This window comes from Microcoleus sp. Pol7_A1, from assembly GCF_036701085.1.
Taxonomy (GTDB): domain Bacteria; phylum Cyanobacteriota; class Cyanobacteriia; order Cyanobacteriales; family Microcoleaceae; genus Microcoleus; species Microcoleus asticus.
Window position 1 is genome coordinate 46482 of the sequence record NZ_JAUBQD010000037.1, and the last position, 18202, is coordinate 64683.

The following is an 18202-nucleotide window of genomic DNA, read 5'->3' on the forward strand; positions in this document are numbered from 1 at the left end:
GCCCTTTAAAAGACCCAATTCACGCGGCCCAATTCAAAAGCCCGATCGCGAAGGCAGAAGCGGCCACCTCGAAAAAGTTCGATTTGGCGAGCAGTTTACTGTTTTATAAAATAGTAAAAAATTCTGCTTTTTGCCATCAGGCCTTGTGCCTGCAATTAATATCTAATCAAGCTCGTCAAAGAACTGGTCTTCCAGCATAGGTAACATCGGTTCCAGCCTTTGGAACTCTTCTTCCGAAAGCAATTCTGGCTTGCCGTCGTCATCCATTCTAGCCAAGATAAAGAACGGGTCGAGAGGCGTATAAATGGCATATTCCTGTTCTTCGTGGTAGAAGCTGGTCAGCCACATCAGCTCCTCGAACTCCGACTCCTCATCTGGATCGACATCGGATGCCATATCCTCTTCGGGAAATTCTGGCAACTCGCCAACCACAGTCAGCGTCACCGCCGTGCGTAGGAGCGTCAAGTTCTGCTCTTGCAGCACAACTTTAGCTGTATCAAAAATTTTGTCAATTTCGGTCTCGTCTTCTACAGGAATTGCTGCTTCGTCGTTATCGTCTCCCTGCCAAGTAAAAATTTCTACTGGCGAGTCAATTGGAAGCAGCAAAGCGTATTCTTGACCTTCTAGATTCATAGAATATTCTATGTTGCAAGTCAGCGATCGCCCAACTTCATCCGTCAGGGTGACGGACTCTTCGTTGGAATTGCCATTCTCTTTTTTGCGGTATGGGGATGAGGACATCGCGTGTATCTTATTTTCCGTCAATAATTCAGTAACGTTTGCTTGACAATGGGGAATTTTCGTGGCGATATTCTGGCTAAGTGGGCGATCGCCAGTCCACCAGCTTAAACCGCGAGACTCGCGGCCTTTTCCACAGGCGAGGAGTGCAGCGTTTAAATCTCAGTCGAGTCAGCAAGCGACACTGAGGACAAATCACGATTGTGTGCTTCTTCAGTACCGAGGTACAGCAGAATTTTCTCCAGTTTGTCAAGGGTTACAGGTGTGCGTAGCAAACTTGCACAACCAGGATATCACGCCTTTGTTACCAGCTATCAAGGATGGAGAGGGGCGGAGATATTTTGCCTCCGCTCGTCTAGCCACTGCTGCAAAATCAGGGCCGCTGCTTTGCGATCGATCGAACCCTTATTTTGCGACAGCGAAATCCCTTGTGCTTTCATCAATTCCTCTGCCTCAACCGAAGTCAGGCGCTCGTCCACGTACTCTAGGGGGAGTTCTAAGGCTGCGGCGATGCGATTAGCATATTTCTGCACCTGTCGGGCTTGAGCACCCAATTCTCCGCTCAGGGAGTAGGGCAAGCCTGCAACCAAAATTTGCACTCTCCGCTCTCGGACGAGCTCTCTGAGATAAGCTACGTCCCGATCGAAGGACGATCGTACCAGAGTTGTAATGCCCGTAGCTATTAAACCGGTGCCGTCACACCCGGCGATGCCGACTCGTTTGAGACCGATATCCAATCCCAGAGCTGAAATCCATAATTTATCGTTGGACATTCAATTTTAGATTTTAGATTTTAGATTTACTGTTTTTTTGCGGAAATAATCTTCTTTAACGAACCGCGAAGACGCGAAAAACGCTAAGCAAGAATAGAATAAAGCAAGAAGAATATAGGTAATCTTAAGTTGATATCAATCAAAAGCAGAAGGGATATTTTCGGATTATGACAGAAAAAAAGGAATTTCTTGGATGATTAATTTTCTTTTTTTCTGCCTTCTACCTTCTACCTTCTGCTTTCACTTATTAAGAATTGAGTTCTCCGGGCCAGCCTCCGTCTAGAGGCAATTCAGGCAATTTTAGAGGCAAAATGCTGCTGCTATCTGTTGCTGCTGATTCGGAATTTTGGAAGTTCAAGGGGTTAACTTGATTTGTTTGGCTGTTTCCTGAGTCAGCCAACAGGGGTTTAATCTCACAGGACGGGGGCCCTGCTGTCGCTTCCCCAGCCATCGGGCCGAGCCAGGACATCCGGCCCGGTACGGGTTTGCGAGTTGGCTGGAAGCTTTGCAACATTTCTGATAGCTGGAGTCCTTCGAGAGAGACCAACTTGGACTCGCGCAATTTGTGCCACACCGATCGAGACATCAGCAAACTGTGTTCCACGCGTACTGCTCCAAATTGCTCCAAATAAGCTTCCCGTTCCGGCTGATAGTCAGCCGAAGCCAGTTGCAGGCTTTGAACCGGGAAATCTTGAACGAGTCGCGCCATCTGGGATAGCAGTTCTGGGTAAAGCCAAGTGTAGGCCGGGTGTACCGTCAACTGGGCGACGTGCGGTTGGTGGCCGTTGCGGGATAGCTGCACCTGAAAATATCCGATCGCGGCTTTGCGCTGCGGTTCAAACACGTAACCGCTGACTACCTCTGTTTTGCCCAGCCACTGTCTGGCACCTTCGACTAAAGCGCCGAAAAAACTGGTTTTGAAATCTTGAATGTGGCGATCGAATACTTGGCGCACCAGCGGCGGCATAGAGGCGGTATCCAGTTGGTAGAGCAACTGAGCGTCGGCGTTGCTAACAGGCAGCAGGTTGGGCAAATCTGGCGTCGAGTTTGCCATTTCTTGAAGGCGTTCTGGGGCGATCGTCCAGTATGTCATCTGGGCCAAAGGCTGAAACCCGTTCTGCCGATACAAAGCCAACGAAGTTTTGTCGCCGACATTCACTTCCAACAGCCACGTCCGCGCCTCCCAGACTGCCTCAAAGCAGTAGCGCAGCAGCATGGAACCAATTCCTTTGCTGCGGGCTTCCGGGTCTACTCCTATGCGATCGATCCGCCAAGTGCTGCGGGTGCGGTTGAAAGGAGAAATCTGAATTATGCCCTTAACGCTCCCCTCTTCTTCGGCAACGTGGGCCCGGAACAGAGACTGACAAGGGTTGGGAAACCAGCTAAAAATCTTTAGCAGTCCGTACCAGCGGCGAATCTGCTGCAACTTTCTACCTAGTACCACGTCGCAGCTTCCGCCCTTGCGGTTTTCTGGCTCTTCGGCTGTTTCCGCGCACAGTTGTTCCATCACCTCGATGTCGCGATACTGAAACGGGCGAATCACAACCTGGTTTTGGTTTTGGGAGGGAAATGAAGTCATAGCAGGAAAGTGGGGAATGGAAATTTAAAAATAAAAATTCAGAAAGGGGAAGAGTTAGAGAAGTTTTGAGTTTTGAAAGCGTATATTTTGAGTTCAAAACTTAGAACTTTTGATTCTTCTCCCTTTCTCGATCGATCGAAAATTAAAAATTTCAAATCATCTTTTTGAATTTTTAATTTTCTGTTTTCAACTCAAGATTTTTGTGGCAGAGGTCGAATTAAAACGACCGGTGTGCGCTCGTCAGCATTCCCAGCGGGGTTGCTGCGCAAGGCTTGCTCTAAAAATGTTACCGATAAATCGGAGGTCGCTGCTAATATCTTAACTGCTTTCAAGTCATTAGCGTCTACGATCGCCGCCGCAAGTCCGGTTTCTCGTTGAATTTCTTCTACAACTTGCTGGGGATTGTCCGGGCCTAGGACAATAAATTGGTCGAAGGGCGGCAAAGTCCCGGTAACGTCGTCGATCAGCCTGGCTTGTTCGCCTGCTAGTTGGTAAAAGACTCCCGGTTTGCCGAATATTTTGGCCGCAGCGCCGATCGCAAATGCTGCTACTACGCGCCAAGGCCCAACTACATCCACCAACGTCTGCATTCCGCAAGCCGTGGCCAAACTCGACGTGGGCAAGAAAAACAAGCACACTCGCTTTGCCGCCCATCCGGGTTTGACTTCGCTGGGATGGCGGTAGCGTCCCTGCATCAAAGCTAGGGGAGTTTCTGCCAGGGCGACAATATCGCCTTTCTGGGCGCGCGGCAGCACGTACCGCTTGACAATTTCGACGGGATTGTCCAGTTCCGCCAGTATGTGGGTGCGAATCGGCAAGACTTCTGCAACTCCAACATTTCTGGCGATGGGTACGGTGTCCGAGTTCGGAAATTGCAGCGGGACTACTACGTTACGGACTTTGGGGATGCGCCCGCCCGGGCCGTAGGTGACGAAGTGTACTTGCACCCAAGCTGACTGCAATTTGGTTAAATCTTGCCCTTGAATGTCTACAGAAACTTTAATTTTCGTGGTTTTTTGGGCTTTAACAATATAGCCGAACCAGTAATCGTCTGCTCTGGCTGCTGCCTCTTTGTGGCAAGGAATCACCTTGGTCTGGGAAGTAACGCCATCCAAACTTCCGTCTGACAACAGTTTCACCTGTGCCCGCACTTCCGGCAACATAATCTCAAAGCGCTGTGTCAGGTTGCGGAACTCCATTTCCCCGACTAAAAGATAGCGGTTGGGTTCGGAGATGGCTAAGTGCCATTCTCCGGCTGTTAGTTCTAGTTTATTTGCACTCCCAGTCCGGCGATAGTTCAACTCTAGGCCCAATCCGCCCAATGCTAGCAGCGAACCGGCTGCTGCGATTCCTGTTGCTAAAGTCTCAATCACTCAAATCACCGCCAATAATATTTTGTGTTTACTGTAGTCGATCTCGGGTACTTTGAGCGACGATCCGGTAGTAATTGGATTGCGATCGGTTTGTTGGGGGCGATCGAACTTATGCCCAATTACACGTAAGTGCGATCGCGTCTAACGCCTAAAGCGGTCAATTTGCTGTTCAAAGAACTCGTTCGTGAGTTACATCGCTCCCAAATCTGGCGTTGCTTAATCAGGGTATGAAAAAAATAAGTTTAACATCCCGAAGCTTTGTGGATACTGGTTTCTCTGACTTGCCTATTTAGCGTTTCATAACGGAAATCACCAACGCTTACACCAAATGACTTAATTCAATAATATAATATTATAACTTTTATAAAAAACGATATAATATTATATTTATATCGTTTTTATACCTTAACTTATAAGCTGGCATTCAACATTTTTCTACAACTTTTGTTAAGGATTTACACCTATACTTATAGATGTTTAATAAATATTGCTTAGTCTGAGATATAAACAGTTAATCTGCTACCAAGTCTGTATACATAAGTTATTTTTGGATGGCTAACCTAAGACTGTGCCAGATGTGCGATCGCCTCCAACTTCTTCAAAGCCCAGTGAACATGGAATGAACGCCAGCGCTGCTAGCGTAATCAATGAGTAGTGCGATCGATCTACAACTGACCAATTCTTGTTTTTCCAAGCCAGTACAGTAAATAATGTGGGTAATCCCAAAGTCATGCCAGCAGTCACGGTGGAATATAAAGCAAGCCAATGATTGTGGCAGGTACACCATACAATAGTTTCCATACACCAATTCGCCAAGCTACTAAAGGTAGACCAATCAAGAAAACCAGATTCAGAATGCCGAGAGGCTGATAACTAAAAAAACCCGGTTTCTTTAATAAACCGGGTTTTTCATACTCAAACTGCGTGTTTTCGATACCAATCAATCGTATTTTTCAAACCTTCCTTAAACTTTACCTCAGCAACAAAACCAAACTTTTGCTTAGCCCTTTCCGTATCCAAACAGCGGCGCGGCTGACCGTTTGGTTTGTCTGTTTCCCAAACAATTTCTCCCTCAAATCCCATCAATTCGCAAATCGTTTCCACTAAATCGCGAATTTTAACTTCGCTATTCGTTCCCAAATTAACCGGGTCAGATTCACTGTAAAATTGAGCCGCCATCACAATTCCCCGTGCGGCATCTGTGGAATATAAAAACTCGCGGCTAGGGCTGCCGTCGCCCCAAACTGGCAGTGTTTTGTCTCCCCTTTGTTGCGCTTCGTGGACTTTGCGAATTAATGCGGGGATGACGTGGGAACTTTTCGGGTCAAAGTTATCTTCCGGGCCGTACAGATTTACTGGTAGCAAGTAGATACCGTTGAATCCGTACTGCTGGCGGTAGGATTGCAGTTGCACTAATAAGGCTTTTTTGGCAATTCCGTAAGGTGCGTTAGTTACTTCTGGATAGCCGTTCCACAGGTCATCTTCTTTGAAAGGAACTGGGGTGAAGTTGGGATAAGCGCAAATCGTGCCGATGCAGACAAATTTTTCGACTCCCGCTTCGTAGGCCGCGTGGATTAGTTGCGTGCCCATCATCAAATTGTCGTAAAATAATTCAGCCGGCTTGAGTTGGTTTAAACCGATGCCGCCCACGTGGGCGGCGAGGTGAATGATGAGATCTTGTTGGTCGGCGGCGCGCTTGCAGTTTTCCAGGACGCGGAGGTCGCAGTCGCGCGATCGAGTCACCGCAATTTTATCAGCATCGGCCCCTGCTTTCACTAACTGGTCGATTACCTGACGGCCCAAAAAACCGGCGCCGCCCGTGACTAGAATGCGTTTGCTGCTTAAATCCAAGCTTGTCATAATTTTAGCCTCGGGATTTTGAATAAGGGTCGATCGACAATTTCAATTCTAAAATTGTTGCTTTAGCAAAAAAAGCTTTCAACTACAGGACGCGGTTGCCCGCAAATCAGTTTTAGCTGCTGCAGATAGGGAAAATGTGAGCCGTGCACACCCGAAAGTTAGATTTATGAGTCGCGAGTCCTCAACTATCATTTTAATGTTTTTGTTAGCCCGCACATCTGAAAATTTTGCGAGCAATTAAGCTGGTTCTTTGAATGCCGATCGCGCTAATGAGTAGATGCTCGAAAAAAACCATAGTATATTGTGGGGGCGAGTACGGCTTAAGAGCGCGAGATACAAGCGAGTAGAGCAGTGAGTTCACCCGTCCTCCCATGTAGTGTTTATTTGTCGCCACCTACTTAGCTGTAACAATCCTCTAATCCTTTATGGATTGTGTGCAGGGGCAACCCCCCGGTGCGCGCCTTTCGCGAAAGGGGGTAGACACGCGGCACTACCCCTACAAATTGTTCGCACTGACGGCTTTGTTTAGCTACTCAATCAAATCCGTTGCCCGAACCCCGACCTTGCTGGTCTAAAGCTTTCATGTCAGCATCTACCATTAAATGTACTAACTCCTGAAAAGTTACAGAAGGTTCCCAATTTAATTGCTGGCGCGCCTTAGTCGAATCGCCAATCAACAGTTCGACTTCTGCCGGACGCAAGTAGCGTTCGTCAAACTCCACATATTTTTGCCAATCTAAATTGACGTAAGTAAAAGCCAAATCGAGAAATTCCTTAATGGAATGGGTCTCGTTAGTAGCTATGACATAATCGTCAGGCTTGTCTTTTTGCAGCATCAGCCACATCGCCTGCACGTAGTCTTTAGCATAGCCCCAGTCCCGCTTGGAATCGAGATTGCCCAAGTAAATCTTTTTCTGCTTGCCTGCGACTATTCTGGCAACGGCGCGAGTAATTTTTCGAGTTACAAAAGTTTCACCGCGGCGGGGAGATTCGTGATTGAACAAGATGCCGTTGCAGGCAAAAAGTCCGTAAGATTCGCGATAATTTACTGTTTGCCAGTGACCGTAAACTTTGGCGCAGGCGTAAGGACTTCTGGGATAAAAAGGAGTTGTTTCCTTCTGCGGAACTTCCTGCACCAAACCAAACATTTCCGAAGAACCTGCTTGATAGAACCGCACTTCTATGCCGGTGCGGCGCTGATAGTCCCGAATTGCTTCTAGCAGGCGCAATACTCCCATTCCTACTGTGTCAACCGTATATTCCGGCGAGTCAAAACTGACTCGAACGTGAGATTGAGCGCCTAAGTTATAAATTTCTACCGGCTGAACTTCTTCCAATATCCGGCGCAGAGTAGTACCGTCGGTTAAGTCGCCGTAGTGCAGAAACAACCGCGCTCCCTCGCTGTGAGGATCTACATAGATGTGGTCAATTCTATCGGTATTGAAACTGGAACTGCGCCGGATAATGCCGTGAACTTCATATCCTTTCTCTAACAGTAACTCGCTCAAGTAGGAGCCGTCTTGGCCTGTAATACCTGTTATTAGCGCTCGCTTGCGTTGCGTCATCTGATTTTCCTTTGACAGGCTGTGTTAATTCACTTCGGACTTTGTGGGCAGAGGCTGTTGTTGCCTGTAGATCCTCTTCTCAAACTCTACGTTAACTCACAATTCTTCGATCGGCATCAAGGAACTGTTTAGTTTTGACAAAGAGTTTGTCGCTTGCTGTCAGTAGTCAGCATCAGTGGCTAGTAACAAATAAAACTAACTACTGATTGCTGACTGCGGACAAAAATTAATATGCGCCGTTATTTTTGGGAAATATCACAACTCCAATTGTTTTGAATACAATCCACATATCCATCCAAAGGTTTTTGTCATTTGCATAATAGAGGTCGATTTGGACTCGGCGGGGATAGGGAATGTCGTTGCGACCGGACACTTGCCACAAGCCTGTAATTCCAGGTCTTATGGTGAGAATTTTGTTGATGTGACGGCCGTATCTCGGCAGTTCTTCTTCAACTAAAGGTCTCGGCCCGACGACGCTCATATCTCCTTTTAAAACATTCCAAAACTGAGGAAATTCGTCTAAACTTGTCATTCGTAAAAATCTTCCAATCCAGGTAATTCGAGGGTCTTGTTTCAGCTTGAAATTGTCCTCAAACTCTTGACGCAAATGCGGAGAATTTTCCATGATTTCCAGCAATATGTCGTCCGCATTTTCCACCATCGTTCTGAATTTAAGGCAATAAAACCTTTTACGGTTTTTGCCTACTCGTTCCTGTACGTAAAAAATAGGCCCGGACGAGCTTAAGGCGATTAAGAAAGCCAAAAGCAGGTAAACCGGAGCAAACAGGATCAGAACCGATAAGGAAAACAGGATGTCAAATAACCGCTTGAAAAGTTCTCCGTCGAGGCTCTGTAGAGAACGACTTATTCGTCTATCTCCTTGCAGGACAGGCCCAAAACCGCGTCTTGCGATCGCTCGAATTACCTTGCCGGAGATTAGTTGGCTGTCGGCAGTCATCTTACTCCTTCACTTCACACCACACACAGTCCTGATCATAAAGCCTCAAGACGCTTTGTTCTCTGAATTATGTTTCAAATACTCAATTTTCTGCATTCTGAATACTTGAGAGGGCAGAATGCAACTGTGTTAAAGGCAGCGGAAGCTTAAGGCATAAGGCTTCTGAAGGAAGAAGTCCGATGGAAGCGGTCAAGAGTAAAGAGGGCACAAGGCACTTATGCAGAGGGCTTCTGAAGGCACTTATGCAAAAGGCACTTATGCCTAAGTAAGATTTTCCCCTTCTGACCTTCAGGTCTTCAGGCTTTCTCCCACTCTCCCCCTCTCCAACTCTCTCAACTCCCAGACTTGGTAAAATCGCGGGATTGAAATTCCTGATAGCAGTGTTCCACAAAAGCTAGATAGCGCTGCCCAAAGACTTCGGGGGCAAACTGTTCAGCGCGCAACCTGCAGATTTCTGGCTCAAATTTGTCTTGCAACTGCTCAAATTCCTCGACAGCTTCGACTAATGCTGCTGCGGTTTGGGAAGAAAAAAATAAACCTGTCCCAGTCTCTGGATGTTGGCGAATGTCGAGCACTGTCTCCAAAGCGCCACCTGCTGCATAGGAAATTACCGGCGTTCCGCAAGCTTGAGCTTCTACTAAAGCTATGCCAAAATCTTCGCAAGCTGCATAGACAAAAGCTTTCGCCTCTGCCATGTACTTTTCAACTATGGAGGCGGGCTGCCAGCCGAGCACTTGCACGTTGGGTTTGGCGATTTGCCGAATCATTTCTAATTCTGGCCCGGTGCCGATGACAATTAGAGTATGCCCGAGTTTATTGAATGCTTGGACGATCGCACTAACGTTTTTGTAACTTACCAACCGGCAAACTGTGACGTAAAAGTCTTGTTTTTGCCGCATCAAGGAAAATCTATCGATGTTTACCGGCGGATAAATCACCTGGGCCCGCCGCCGGTAGCACCGCCAAATTCGGCGCGCCGTGTGTTGGGAGTTGGCGATGAAATAATCAACGCGGTTGGCGGAAATTACGTCCCACTGCCGCAGTCGATGCAACAAATATCGCGTCAGCAGACCTGGGATGCCCCGTCCGGCTTTGCTGCTGCGCAAATAGTCAAAAGTTAAGTCCCAAGCGTAGCGCATGGGCGTGTGGCAGTAGCAGACGTGCAGTTGCTGAGGACTGCTGAGGATGCCTTTGGCGACGGCGTGGGATGATGAGAGGATGATGTCGTATTCTCGCAGATCTAGTTGTTCGATCGCGATCGGCAGCAAGGGCAGATATTTTTGGACACCGCTGCGGGCTCCGGGAAAGTGCTGCAAAAATGTTGTGCCAATCTGTCGCCCGAAAAGATAGCTTTCGGGATTGGCCGATTCAAAGTCGATGAGGGCATAGACATCTGCCTCGTCTACGTGTTTGAGGATTTCCTGCACTACGAGTTCTGAACCGCCAGTAGCTAAGGGCGTCAACCATTCGTGAACTAGGGCGTATTTGAGTTTTTTCACTTGTTATGTAGCCGATCGAACGATTTGTTAGCGCCAGTTCTGTCAATATTAATCTTACCGAGGGATCACTTACGCACCCTCAACCCATCAACCGGGTTTCTACGTAGATATCGAGATCGAACCAAGGATTTTTGAAATCAACGGGGGTGTTTTGAAATCAGAGACAGCCAAACCGCAATCTGCGACAACGATTCCCCCAATTGTTGACAAGAAATACTATGAGGCGGAATACTGAAGGTGATTTGCGAGCGCCTAAATCTGCGGAACGGGCGATCGGCTCAATGTGGTGTGAGGGAAAAATGTCCAAATTTTTGTGGAAGGGACTTTTAGTTAGTCCCGCTGTATTGGCAGCAAGTTTAGTCGTATCTTCGAGGGCGCTAGCAGCAGAGCAACCTGTAGAAATTGCCGCGACAGCTCAAGCTCATCAATTGCAATTAGCAGGTGCTGCAACCGAGGTGGCAAAGTCCGAGACGGCAGCGGTGACGGTCGAACCAGCGCCACTAGCTAGCAACTTGACTGTTGAAACTATTGAGAAAGAAAGTGCGAACCTTTACGAGGGCTTCGCTAACGAAGCGATCGCCCCAGTTGCCGAACAAGCAAAAGCACCGGAAGTTGCAGCAGCAGATTTAGGCGAAACCAAACCCGCAGTCGCGCCCGCAAATTTAAGTGCCGAACAACCAGTCGCGGAGCAAATCCCCGCAGTCGCGCCCGCAAACTTAAGCGAAACGCAACCCGCCGCCCCACTGGCTAATTTAAACGCAGAAAAAGCGGGAGCACAACCCGAGCCGATTGCCCAATCGAGCGATCCAAGTGCCCAACCTCAAGCACAGTCAAATGTTTTAGAACAAATCAACCAATACAGCGCAGAAGACAGCAGCAGCGAAGATGCGGCCGGCCAAGTAACTTCTGTTTCGCAACTTTCCGACGTTCGGCCCACCGATTGGGCGTTCCAAGCTTTGCAATCCCTAGTAGAGCGCTACGGTTGTATAGCTGGCTATCCTGACGGCACTTTCCGCGGCAACCGGGCGATGACTCGCTACGAGTTTGCAGCAGGTTTAAATGCGTGTTTGGATAAAGTTAGCGAACTGATTCAAGGCGGTTCGAGAAATCTGGCGACGCGAGAAGATTTGGCTTCTGTGCAAAGGTTGCAAGAAGAATTTGCGGCGGAATTGGCAACTTTGCGCGGCCGCGTCGATGTTTTGGAAGCGCGCACCTCTGAATTAGAAGCAAATCAGTTTTCAACTACAACTAAACTCAACGGCGAAGTGGTATTTGCTTTAACTGGAATCGCCGGAGGAGAGGATGCCGAGGGTCGCGAAGCTGATAAAACGACGGCTTTTGGCAGCAGGGTTCGTCTCAATTTCGACACGAGTTTCTCTGGCGAAGATTTGCTCAGAACTCGACTGCAAGTTTTGAATCTGGGTTCGTTTTCTACTAATAATACGAAAACCGCTGAAGGAGAATTGCGGTTTAATGCCGGGCCTTTTGGCGAGGCTAGCAATACTGTAGGTTTAGATGCGCTGCTTTACCAATTCCCTCTAAGCAAAAGCACTACTGTAATTCTAGAAGCCAACGCCGGCGCGGCTGACGATTTTACCAACACAGTCAACCCTTACTTTGACGGAGACGGCGGCTACGGCGCTCTTTCTAACTTCGGTACTCGCAATCCGATTTACTATTTGACTGGCGGTTCTGGCATAGCTCTGCGGCAGCAATTCGGGGAAAAACTCGAGCTGAGTTTGGGATATTTGGCCGGCAACGCGGCGGACCCGACGCGGGGTAACGGTTTGTTCAACGGTTCTTACGGCGGTTTGGCTCAGTTGACTTTCAAACCGAACGATAACATGGCTTTAGGTTTAACTTACGTTAATTCCTACAACTTTGTTACCGGTACCGGCAGCAATGCTTCTAATTTCCCGGCGCGTCTCGGTTCCTTCGGGCTCGACAGCGATAGCAATCTGCCAGTTTCTAGCAATTCCTACGGCGCGCAAGCTTCGTGGCAGTTGAACCGGAGATTTGCAATTGGCGGTTGGGCGGGTTACACCAACCAGCGCATTTTATCCAACTTGGCTACTCCTACCGGTTCTGTGCAGCGGGGGGATCAAAAAATCTGGAACTGGGCAGTTACTTTGGCTTTTCCCGATTTGTTGAAAGAAGGAAATGTGGCGGGGATTCTGGTAGGTATGGAGCCGCGGGTGACGAATTCTACTAATCGGACTTTGCCGGAAGATAAGGATACTTCGCTGCACCTTGAAGGTTTTTATCAGTTTAAGTTGAGCGACAATATTTCTGTCACTCCTGGCCTGATTTGGCTGACTGCTCCCGACCACAATAAAGATAATTCTGATTTGGTGATTGGGGTTGTCAGAACGACATTTACGTTCTAGGAGTAGCCCACACCGATTTTAGATTTTAGATTTTAGATTGGCGGTTTTAATCTAATATCTAAAATCGCCAATCTAAAATCTGTGGGGGCTTGGGTTTAATGTTTAAACAGAAACGACCAGCTTTAGCAAAAGCTGGTCTGCACAAATAGTTAAATCCGTTGTGTTCCCACAGTGTTTTTCTCACAGTGAGGAAACCCAAGTTGCACGTTTCTTTGCAGCGGGTTCTCAAAGAAATATCATCTCTCTTAAGCGGTATTATAACAACAAAATTTAATTTTGTGTAATAAAACTTTACATTACAGAGGCATTTTAATTTTTAGGGCGATCGCACTCTCGGTAACTTTGTATAATCAAACTGGAGTTTAAAAATCCGGTGTCTGCGTAGGTTTATCGGTTCCAAACAGGTTATTTTGCCTAAAAACGAGGTTTCGATTGCCGATCGACCTTTTATTCACTTTGTATAAACTATGCCGGAGCTTGCTGCGGTCTACCCCAGACAATTCGCTCCTGCTTGTATACAACCATACCAGGTTTAGCACCTTTCGGTTTGTATACATATTTCGGTTCTGTATAAACCACGGGGACTTGTTCGCTGTGGCGGGCGCGACTGTAATAAGCAGTCATGTCGGCGGCAAATTGCAAATCAGTTTCTTCAGCCACAGTACCGGGTTTGAGACGCAGCAAAGCGTGACTTCCAGGAATCTCTAGCGTGTGGAACCACAAGTCGTAGTCGTTGGCGGTGCGAAAAGTGAGTTGGTCGTTTTGGCGGTTGTTGCGCCCGATTAATAATTCAAAGCCGCTGGGGGTTTGGTAGCGGTGAAATTCGATCGCAGCATTTTTGTCGGTACTGCGGTAATCTGGTACCTCTAGATATTTTTGCTGGATCAGTTCTTCGCGGATTTCGGCGAGGGTTTGCAAATCTTGGGTGTTGCGGTAGGTTTCCAATACCGAAAGTGCGACTTCAACTTGTTCTAAATAGTCGATTTCTTCCTGTACGGCGGCTAACAAAGGTTCTACTGCAATGCGGGCTCTTTTAAGTTTTTGGTGTTTTTTGTAGAGGGCTTGAGCGTTTTGAACTGCGTTTTTTTCCGGATTTAGGGGAATGATAACTGGTTTTTCGGTTTCAAAGTCGGGGAGAGAAATTGATTTCATTCCCGGTTCCCAATGCTGCAAATTTGCCATCAGCAAATCGGCTTGGGATTTGTGGGTGTCGGCGTCTGCGGATTGCTGCAAACGTTCTTTAAATGTGTTGGCTTTGAGGCGCAGTTTTGCTAAGACATTATTGAGTTTTTGGGTAAGCTGGTGCCGCAGTTGGGCGAATACTTCTTGATTGATTTCGCCTGTGTAGTAGCTGTTAAGTAATTCTTGAACGGAAGAGAAGGAAGAAGGAACAGAGGAGTTAGATTCGTTTCCAGGTTCTGCCTCTTTTATATCCGGTGTGGGCCAGTCGATGACAGTGTAGCCTTCGGGGGTAAAACTCGGGTGAAATTTGGAATTTTCTAGGCATTGCAGCCAGTATAGCCAGCGCTGGAATAGTTGCTGCCAGTCGTCGGGATTGAGGCTGTCGGTGGATTGTTCGGGGTCTAAATTTGCCGATCGAATCATTGACAAAACCAAGGCTTTACTCATCCCTCGGTAATTCTTCAGCAGATTGCCCTTTAATTGACCGGGAACCAGGCTAATTCGCGATTGCCAGCGGTTTTGAGATTCGCTCAGACTCGGGACTGCATCGGTCAAAGACGGGGGCATTTCGTAGGGCTGCCCGGTTTGGATGGGACGGACGGTGGACTGTTTGGCGCTGACTTGGTGGGCGCAGGTGACAACGAGGTTGTCTTGGGCGGTGAGGATGACGTTGCTGTACTTGCCCATGATTTCGGCGTAGAGGTGCCAGAGGGCCGGTTCTCCGGGGCGTTTGGCGAATTGCAAGTCTATGACTCTTTCCCAGGATGCAACGGGGGCGATGGAAACTAAGGCTAAACCGCTGAGTTGGTGCCGCAGTTGTTCGCTGAAGGTGAAGGTGTCGGGAATGCGGGGCGGGGGGTCGCCGACGCAGATGCGGGCGGCCACTGGATGCCAGGAAAGGTCAATCCAGCCGCGCCCTTTCATGGTGCGGAGGGCTAGGGACACGGTGAAGCGATCGCGCTGGTAGACTTGTTCTAAGCGCGCTGGCAGCCATTGGGCTCGCAGTTCGCTGCAAGCTGCGGTTAAAGTTGTAAAGTCTACGGGTTGCACGGTGGCCTCTTTGCGATCGAACTATCTATTTCTATGCTGACAGATATCGGTCACATTTTACTAACTATATCAAATTATTCTTTACTCTTGGCTTCGCGTCCTTCGCTAGGAAAGCGCTTCAATAATTCCGTTAAGAAATAACAAATAACAAATAACTAATAGACATCTCCTAAAAAGCAGGTTTTGAACAGGAACGGTGCCTGTTCCACAAGAATTATGGGAGATGTCTAATAACAACTAACTAATAACTTCCCGAATCAATTCCAAATGTTTGTACAAAGGTGCGATCGTATTGGCTGCGATCGCCCCGCTAGCAGCAACAGCCGGCAAACCAATTCCCGGAAACGTCGAATCTCCGCAGCAAAACAGCCCCGCTAAAGGCGTTCTCGGCCCGGGAAACAAGCCGCTACCAGCCCGAATTCCGGGCCCGTAGGAACCGCGATGGCGGCGCAAAAACCGTTCGTGGGTGAGGGGTGTCCCAACTAAGGTGACTTCGCAGCGCGATCGAATATTGGGGATAATTCTCTCTAAGGCTTCCCACATTACCTCGGCGCGCGCTTGTTTTTGCAGCTTGTACTCTTCGCTGGTTCGATCGAGCTTTTGCCACAAATCGTAAGGCTCGTTTCCGGGGGTATATGCGTGAATGACGTGCTTTCCCGGAGGGGCGAGGTCGGGGTCGAGGAGGGAGGGAATCGAGACGAGAACGACGTTCTGAGGGGCCGAAACGCCCATTTCCCAGTCTTTGACGAAGATGTAGTGACAAGCCAAGTCCGATCGCACTCCGGCAGCATCAATTCCCAGATGCAGGTGCATGAAGCTGTCGCACTCGGGCGTCGCCTGCCGCTGTTGCCGAAACCTTTGCGGGACTGAGGTTTCAGGCAACAGTTTCAGTGTATCCCAAACGGAAGCGTTGGAGACGACGGCTTTGTGCGATCGAATAATTTTGCCCGATCGCAGCCGCACGCCCGCAGCCCGGTTGTTTTCCACCAAAACTTCTGCAACGTGGGAATTTAGGAGCAACCGCCCTCCGTGGCGCTCTAAACCGCCTACCAGGGCATTTACCAAAGCTGCACTACCGCCGATCGGATAGTCCAAAACTGCATTGGGGCGATACCAGTCGGCGAACATGAAAGCGACTTCGGCTGCGATCGTTCCGTCGGCTGCAAGTCCAGACAGCAGGAAACACAACAAATTCAGCCAATTTCGGACAAACGGATCTTTGACATTTTTGTCCATAATTTTGCTGAAAGGGCCTGCAAGTGCGATCGCGTCGCCAGCACTTTGCAGGAAAGCCGGCGCAAATTGGCCGAGGGTAAAAACAGCGCCCAAATCGAAGCGCAAAGCCAGGGAGGGCAAGGCTATGGCAGCTTTGGCGCAGGGCTCCATGATGCGCTGGAGTTGCCGCCATTCGGCGACTGCTTCCGCCCCGCGCAGTTGTGCGAGCACCTCGCCAAATTGACTCGCACCAACGGATGTGTCGAAATCGCCTTCTGGCAAACAGCAACCCCAGGTATCGTAGGTGATGCAGGGGAGTTTTTCGCCGATGGCATCCAAAACTTGCCGCAGCGGATTCGCAGACGGGCTGTAGGATAATCCTGAGTACAGGGAGGGCCCGGAGTCGAAGCTAAATCCGTCGCGTTCAAAACCGTGTGCGGCGCCGCCCGCGATCGAATGGCTTTCGCAAACCACAACCTCAAAGCCATAGCGGGCGAGCATTGCAGCGCAAGTCAGACCGCCAATCCCGCTGCCGATGACGATGATTTCTGTGTCTGTGGGGGCGATCGCAACCATGTTTTTCTCCGCTACTTCAGCTAATATTATCAATGTCTTGCAGCTTTAGGACTTAGGTATTTAACAGATGCGATCGTCCCTAGCCCTCCAAAACAGAAGGGGGAAGAAGCAAGCAGTTGACTGTAGACTCGATCCCCCCTAGCCCCCTTAATAAGGGGGGGACAAGAAGCAGTCAAAGTCTTTGTTAAAAAGGGCAGGCTTAGAAGCATTCAAAGTCCCCCTTCTTAAGGGGGATTTAGGGGGATCTAGACTCAGCTACCACCCTTAAAATACAAATCTGTATATTATTAAATGGAAAATATATCTATTTTAGAACAAGCTGCCCAATCTAATTCTAAACTATCTCCAGACGCGGTAGTCGCCGCCCTCCTAGAAGCTGAGAAAAACGCGAAAAAAAATAAAATTCGCTATTCTTTCGAGCAATTAATCGGCAACTGGCAACTGTGCTTTATCACCGGCACCAAAAAGACTCGACAAAAAGCGGGGATTGTTTTGGGTGCGGGACGTTACATCCCTCAGTGGATTGCGAAAATTCAAATTGCTTATTCGGCAGAACCTGTTGCTGGAGGGGAAGAGAATAGCGAAACCGGCAGGGTGGAGAATTCGGTGCAAGTTGGGGCGATCGTACTAACTCTTTCCGGGCCGACTAAGTTTTTGGTTAATAAAAATATTTTAGCTTTTGATTTTACCAGAATTACGGTGAAATTGTTGGGTAAAACTGTGTATCAAGGATTTATTCGCGGTGGAGAAGCGCGGGAGGCAGATTTTTTTAGTTTGAGTGTGGGGAAACAGGCATTTTTTGCATATTTTCTGGTAGAAGATGGGATAATTGCCGCTAGGGGAAGGGGCGGCGGCTTGGCTTTGTGGGGGAGAGTTTAGCGTTTCTTAATTGCCTGCAATACAGCAGGGAAATAACCTGGTTCATTGGGGAGTTGGCGGGATATTTGTTTTGCTTGGCGGTTGAATTATGTTGTTTACTGCATCAATATTACTCAAAGTAGTAGCTTCCCCCGCGCGATCGCCCAGTTCCCGCATAATTGGTAAAGCTTGGTTAAAGTATTTCAATGCTTCTTGCGGTTGGGAAATGCTGTTGTACACTCTACCAATATTATTCAAAGTAGCAGCTTCCCCCCTGCGATTGCCCGCTGACCGCATAATTGGTAAAGCTTGGTTAAAGTATTTCAATGCTTCTTGCGTTTGGGATATGCTGTTGTACGCTGCACCAATATTATTCAAAGTAGCAGCTTCCCCCCTGCGATCGCCCACTTGCTGCAGAATTGGTAAAGCTTGGTTATAGTATTTCAATGCTTCTTGCGGTTGGGAAATGTTGTCGTAAGCTAAACCAATATTATTCAAAGTAGTAGCTTCCACCCTGCGATCGCCCACTTGCTGCAGAATTGGTAAAGCTTGGTTATAGTATTTCAATGCTTCTTGCGGTTGGGAAATG

14 protein-coding genes are annotated in these 18202 nt (G+C 48.3%); 2 read left to right on the forward strand and 12 right to left on the reverse strand.

Annotated elements, in window-relative coordinates; translation table 11 throughout:
* Positions 1 to 162 precede the first annotated feature (162 nt).
* The 9 genes from QUA20_RS20075 to QUA20_RS20115 all read right to left on the reverse strand — a co-directional run bounded on the left by QUA20_RS20075 (position 163) and on the right by QUA20_RS20115 (position 10345).
* Positions 163 to 741: a DUF3727 domain-containing protein gene (locus QUA20_RS20075; RefSeq protein ID WP_333061470.1), complete on the reverse strand. Its 579-nt coding sequence runs from the start codon at positions 739 to 741 to the stop codon at positions 163 to 165.
* 311 nt (positions 742 to 1052) lie between these two features.
* A complete protein-coding gene (gene ruvX, locus QUA20_RS20080) occupies positions 1053 to 1511 on the reverse strand; it encodes a Holliday junction resolvase RuvX (protein WP_333190821.1) in 459 nt (152 codons plus the stop codon).
* 247 nt (positions 1512 to 1758) lie between these two features.
* Positions 1759 to 3090: a GNAT family N-acetyltransferase gene (locus QUA20_RS20085; RefSeq protein ID WP_333190822.1), complete on the reverse strand. Its 1332-nt coding sequence runs from the start codon at positions 3088 to 3090 to the stop codon at positions 1759 to 1761.
* Positions 3091 to 3281: 191 nt separating this feature from the next.
* Positions 3282 to 4463: a F420-0:Gamma-glutamyl ligase gene (locus tag QUA20_RS20090; protein ID WP_333190823.1), complete on the reverse strand. Its 1182-nt coding sequence runs from the start codon at positions 4461 to 4463 to the stop codon at positions 3282 to 3284.
* Between the two features lie 555 nt (positions 4464 to 5018).
* Positions 5019 to 5264: a hypothetical protein gene (locus QUA20_RS20095; RefSeq protein WP_333190824.1), complete on the reverse strand. Its 246-nt coding sequence runs from the start codon at positions 5262 to 5264 to the stop codon at positions 5019 to 5021.
* Between the two features lie 114 nt (positions 5265 to 5378).
* Positions 5379 to 6323 carry a GDP-L-fucose synthase gene (locus QUA20_RS20100; RefSeq protein WP_333190825.1) on the reverse strand — a complete coding sequence of 315 codons (945 nt, stop codon included), beginning with the start codon at positions 6321 to 6323 and terminating at the stop codon, positions 5379 to 5381.
* Positions 6324 to 6856: 533 nt separating this feature from the next.
* Positions 6857 to 7888, reverse strand: coding sequence for a GDP-mannose 4,6-dehydratase (gmd, locus tag QUA20_RS20105; RefSeq protein WP_333190826.1), 1032 nt, complete (start codon positions 7886 to 7888; stop codon positions 6857 to 6859).
* Positions 7889 to 8114: 226 nt separating this feature from the next.
* A complete protein-coding gene (locus tag QUA20_RS20110; RefSeq protein ID WP_172188878.1) occupies positions 8115 to 8846 on the reverse strand; it encodes a sugar transferase in 732 nt (243 codons plus the stop codon).
* A 332-nt stretch (positions 8847 to 9178) separates the two neighbouring features.
* Positions 9179 to 10345, reverse strand: a complete 1167-nt coding sequence (locus QUA20_RS20115) for a glycosyltransferase (protein WP_333190827.1) — start codon at positions 10343 to 10345, stop codon at positions 9179 to 9181.
* A gap of 299 nt (positions 10346 to 10644) precedes the next feature.
* On the opposite strand from QUA20_RS20115, the gene QUA20_RS20120 reads away from it, so the two are divergent.
* Complete coding sequence (locus QUA20_RS20120) at positions 10645 to 12732, forward strand: iron uptake porin (RefSeq protein WP_333190838.1); 2088 nt, start codon at positions 10645 to 10647, stop codon at positions 12730 to 12732.
* 465 nt (positions 12733 to 13197) lie between these two features.
* Here QUA20_RS20120 and QUA20_RS20125 read toward each other — a convergent pair whose 3' ends face one another.
* Both QUA20_RS20125 and QUA20_RS20130 read right to left on the reverse strand, forming a co-directional pair.
* Positions 13198 to 14964, reverse strand: a complete 1767-nt coding sequence (locus QUA20_RS20125; protein WP_333190828.1) for an NFACT RNA binding domain-containing protein — start codon at positions 14962 to 14964, stop codon at positions 13198 to 13200.
* A gap of 237 nt (positions 14965 to 15201) precedes the next feature.
* Positions 15202 to 16755 carry an NAD(P)/FAD-dependent oxidoreductase gene (locus QUA20_RS20130; RefSeq protein ID WP_333190839.1) on the reverse strand — a complete coding sequence of 518 codons (1554 nt, stop codon included), beginning with the start codon at positions 16753 to 16755 and terminating at the stop codon, positions 15202 to 15204.
* A gap of 291 nt (positions 16756 to 17046) precedes the next feature.
* On the opposite strand from QUA20_RS20130, the gene QUA20_RS20135 reads away from it, so the two are divergent.
* Positions 17047 to 17634 carry a hypothetical protein gene (locus QUA20_RS20135; RefSeq protein WP_333190829.1) on the forward strand — a complete coding sequence of 196 codons (588 nt, stop codon included), beginning with the start codon at positions 17047 to 17049 and terminating at the stop codon, positions 17632 to 17634.
* A 42-nt stretch (positions 17635 to 17676) separates the two neighbouring features.
* Here QUA20_RS20135 and QUA20_RS20140 read toward each other — a convergent pair.
* Positions 17677 to 18202: tetratricopeptide repeat protein (locus tag QUA20_RS20140; protein WP_333190830.1), on the reverse strand; the 526-nt coding region annotated here is incomplete at its 5' end.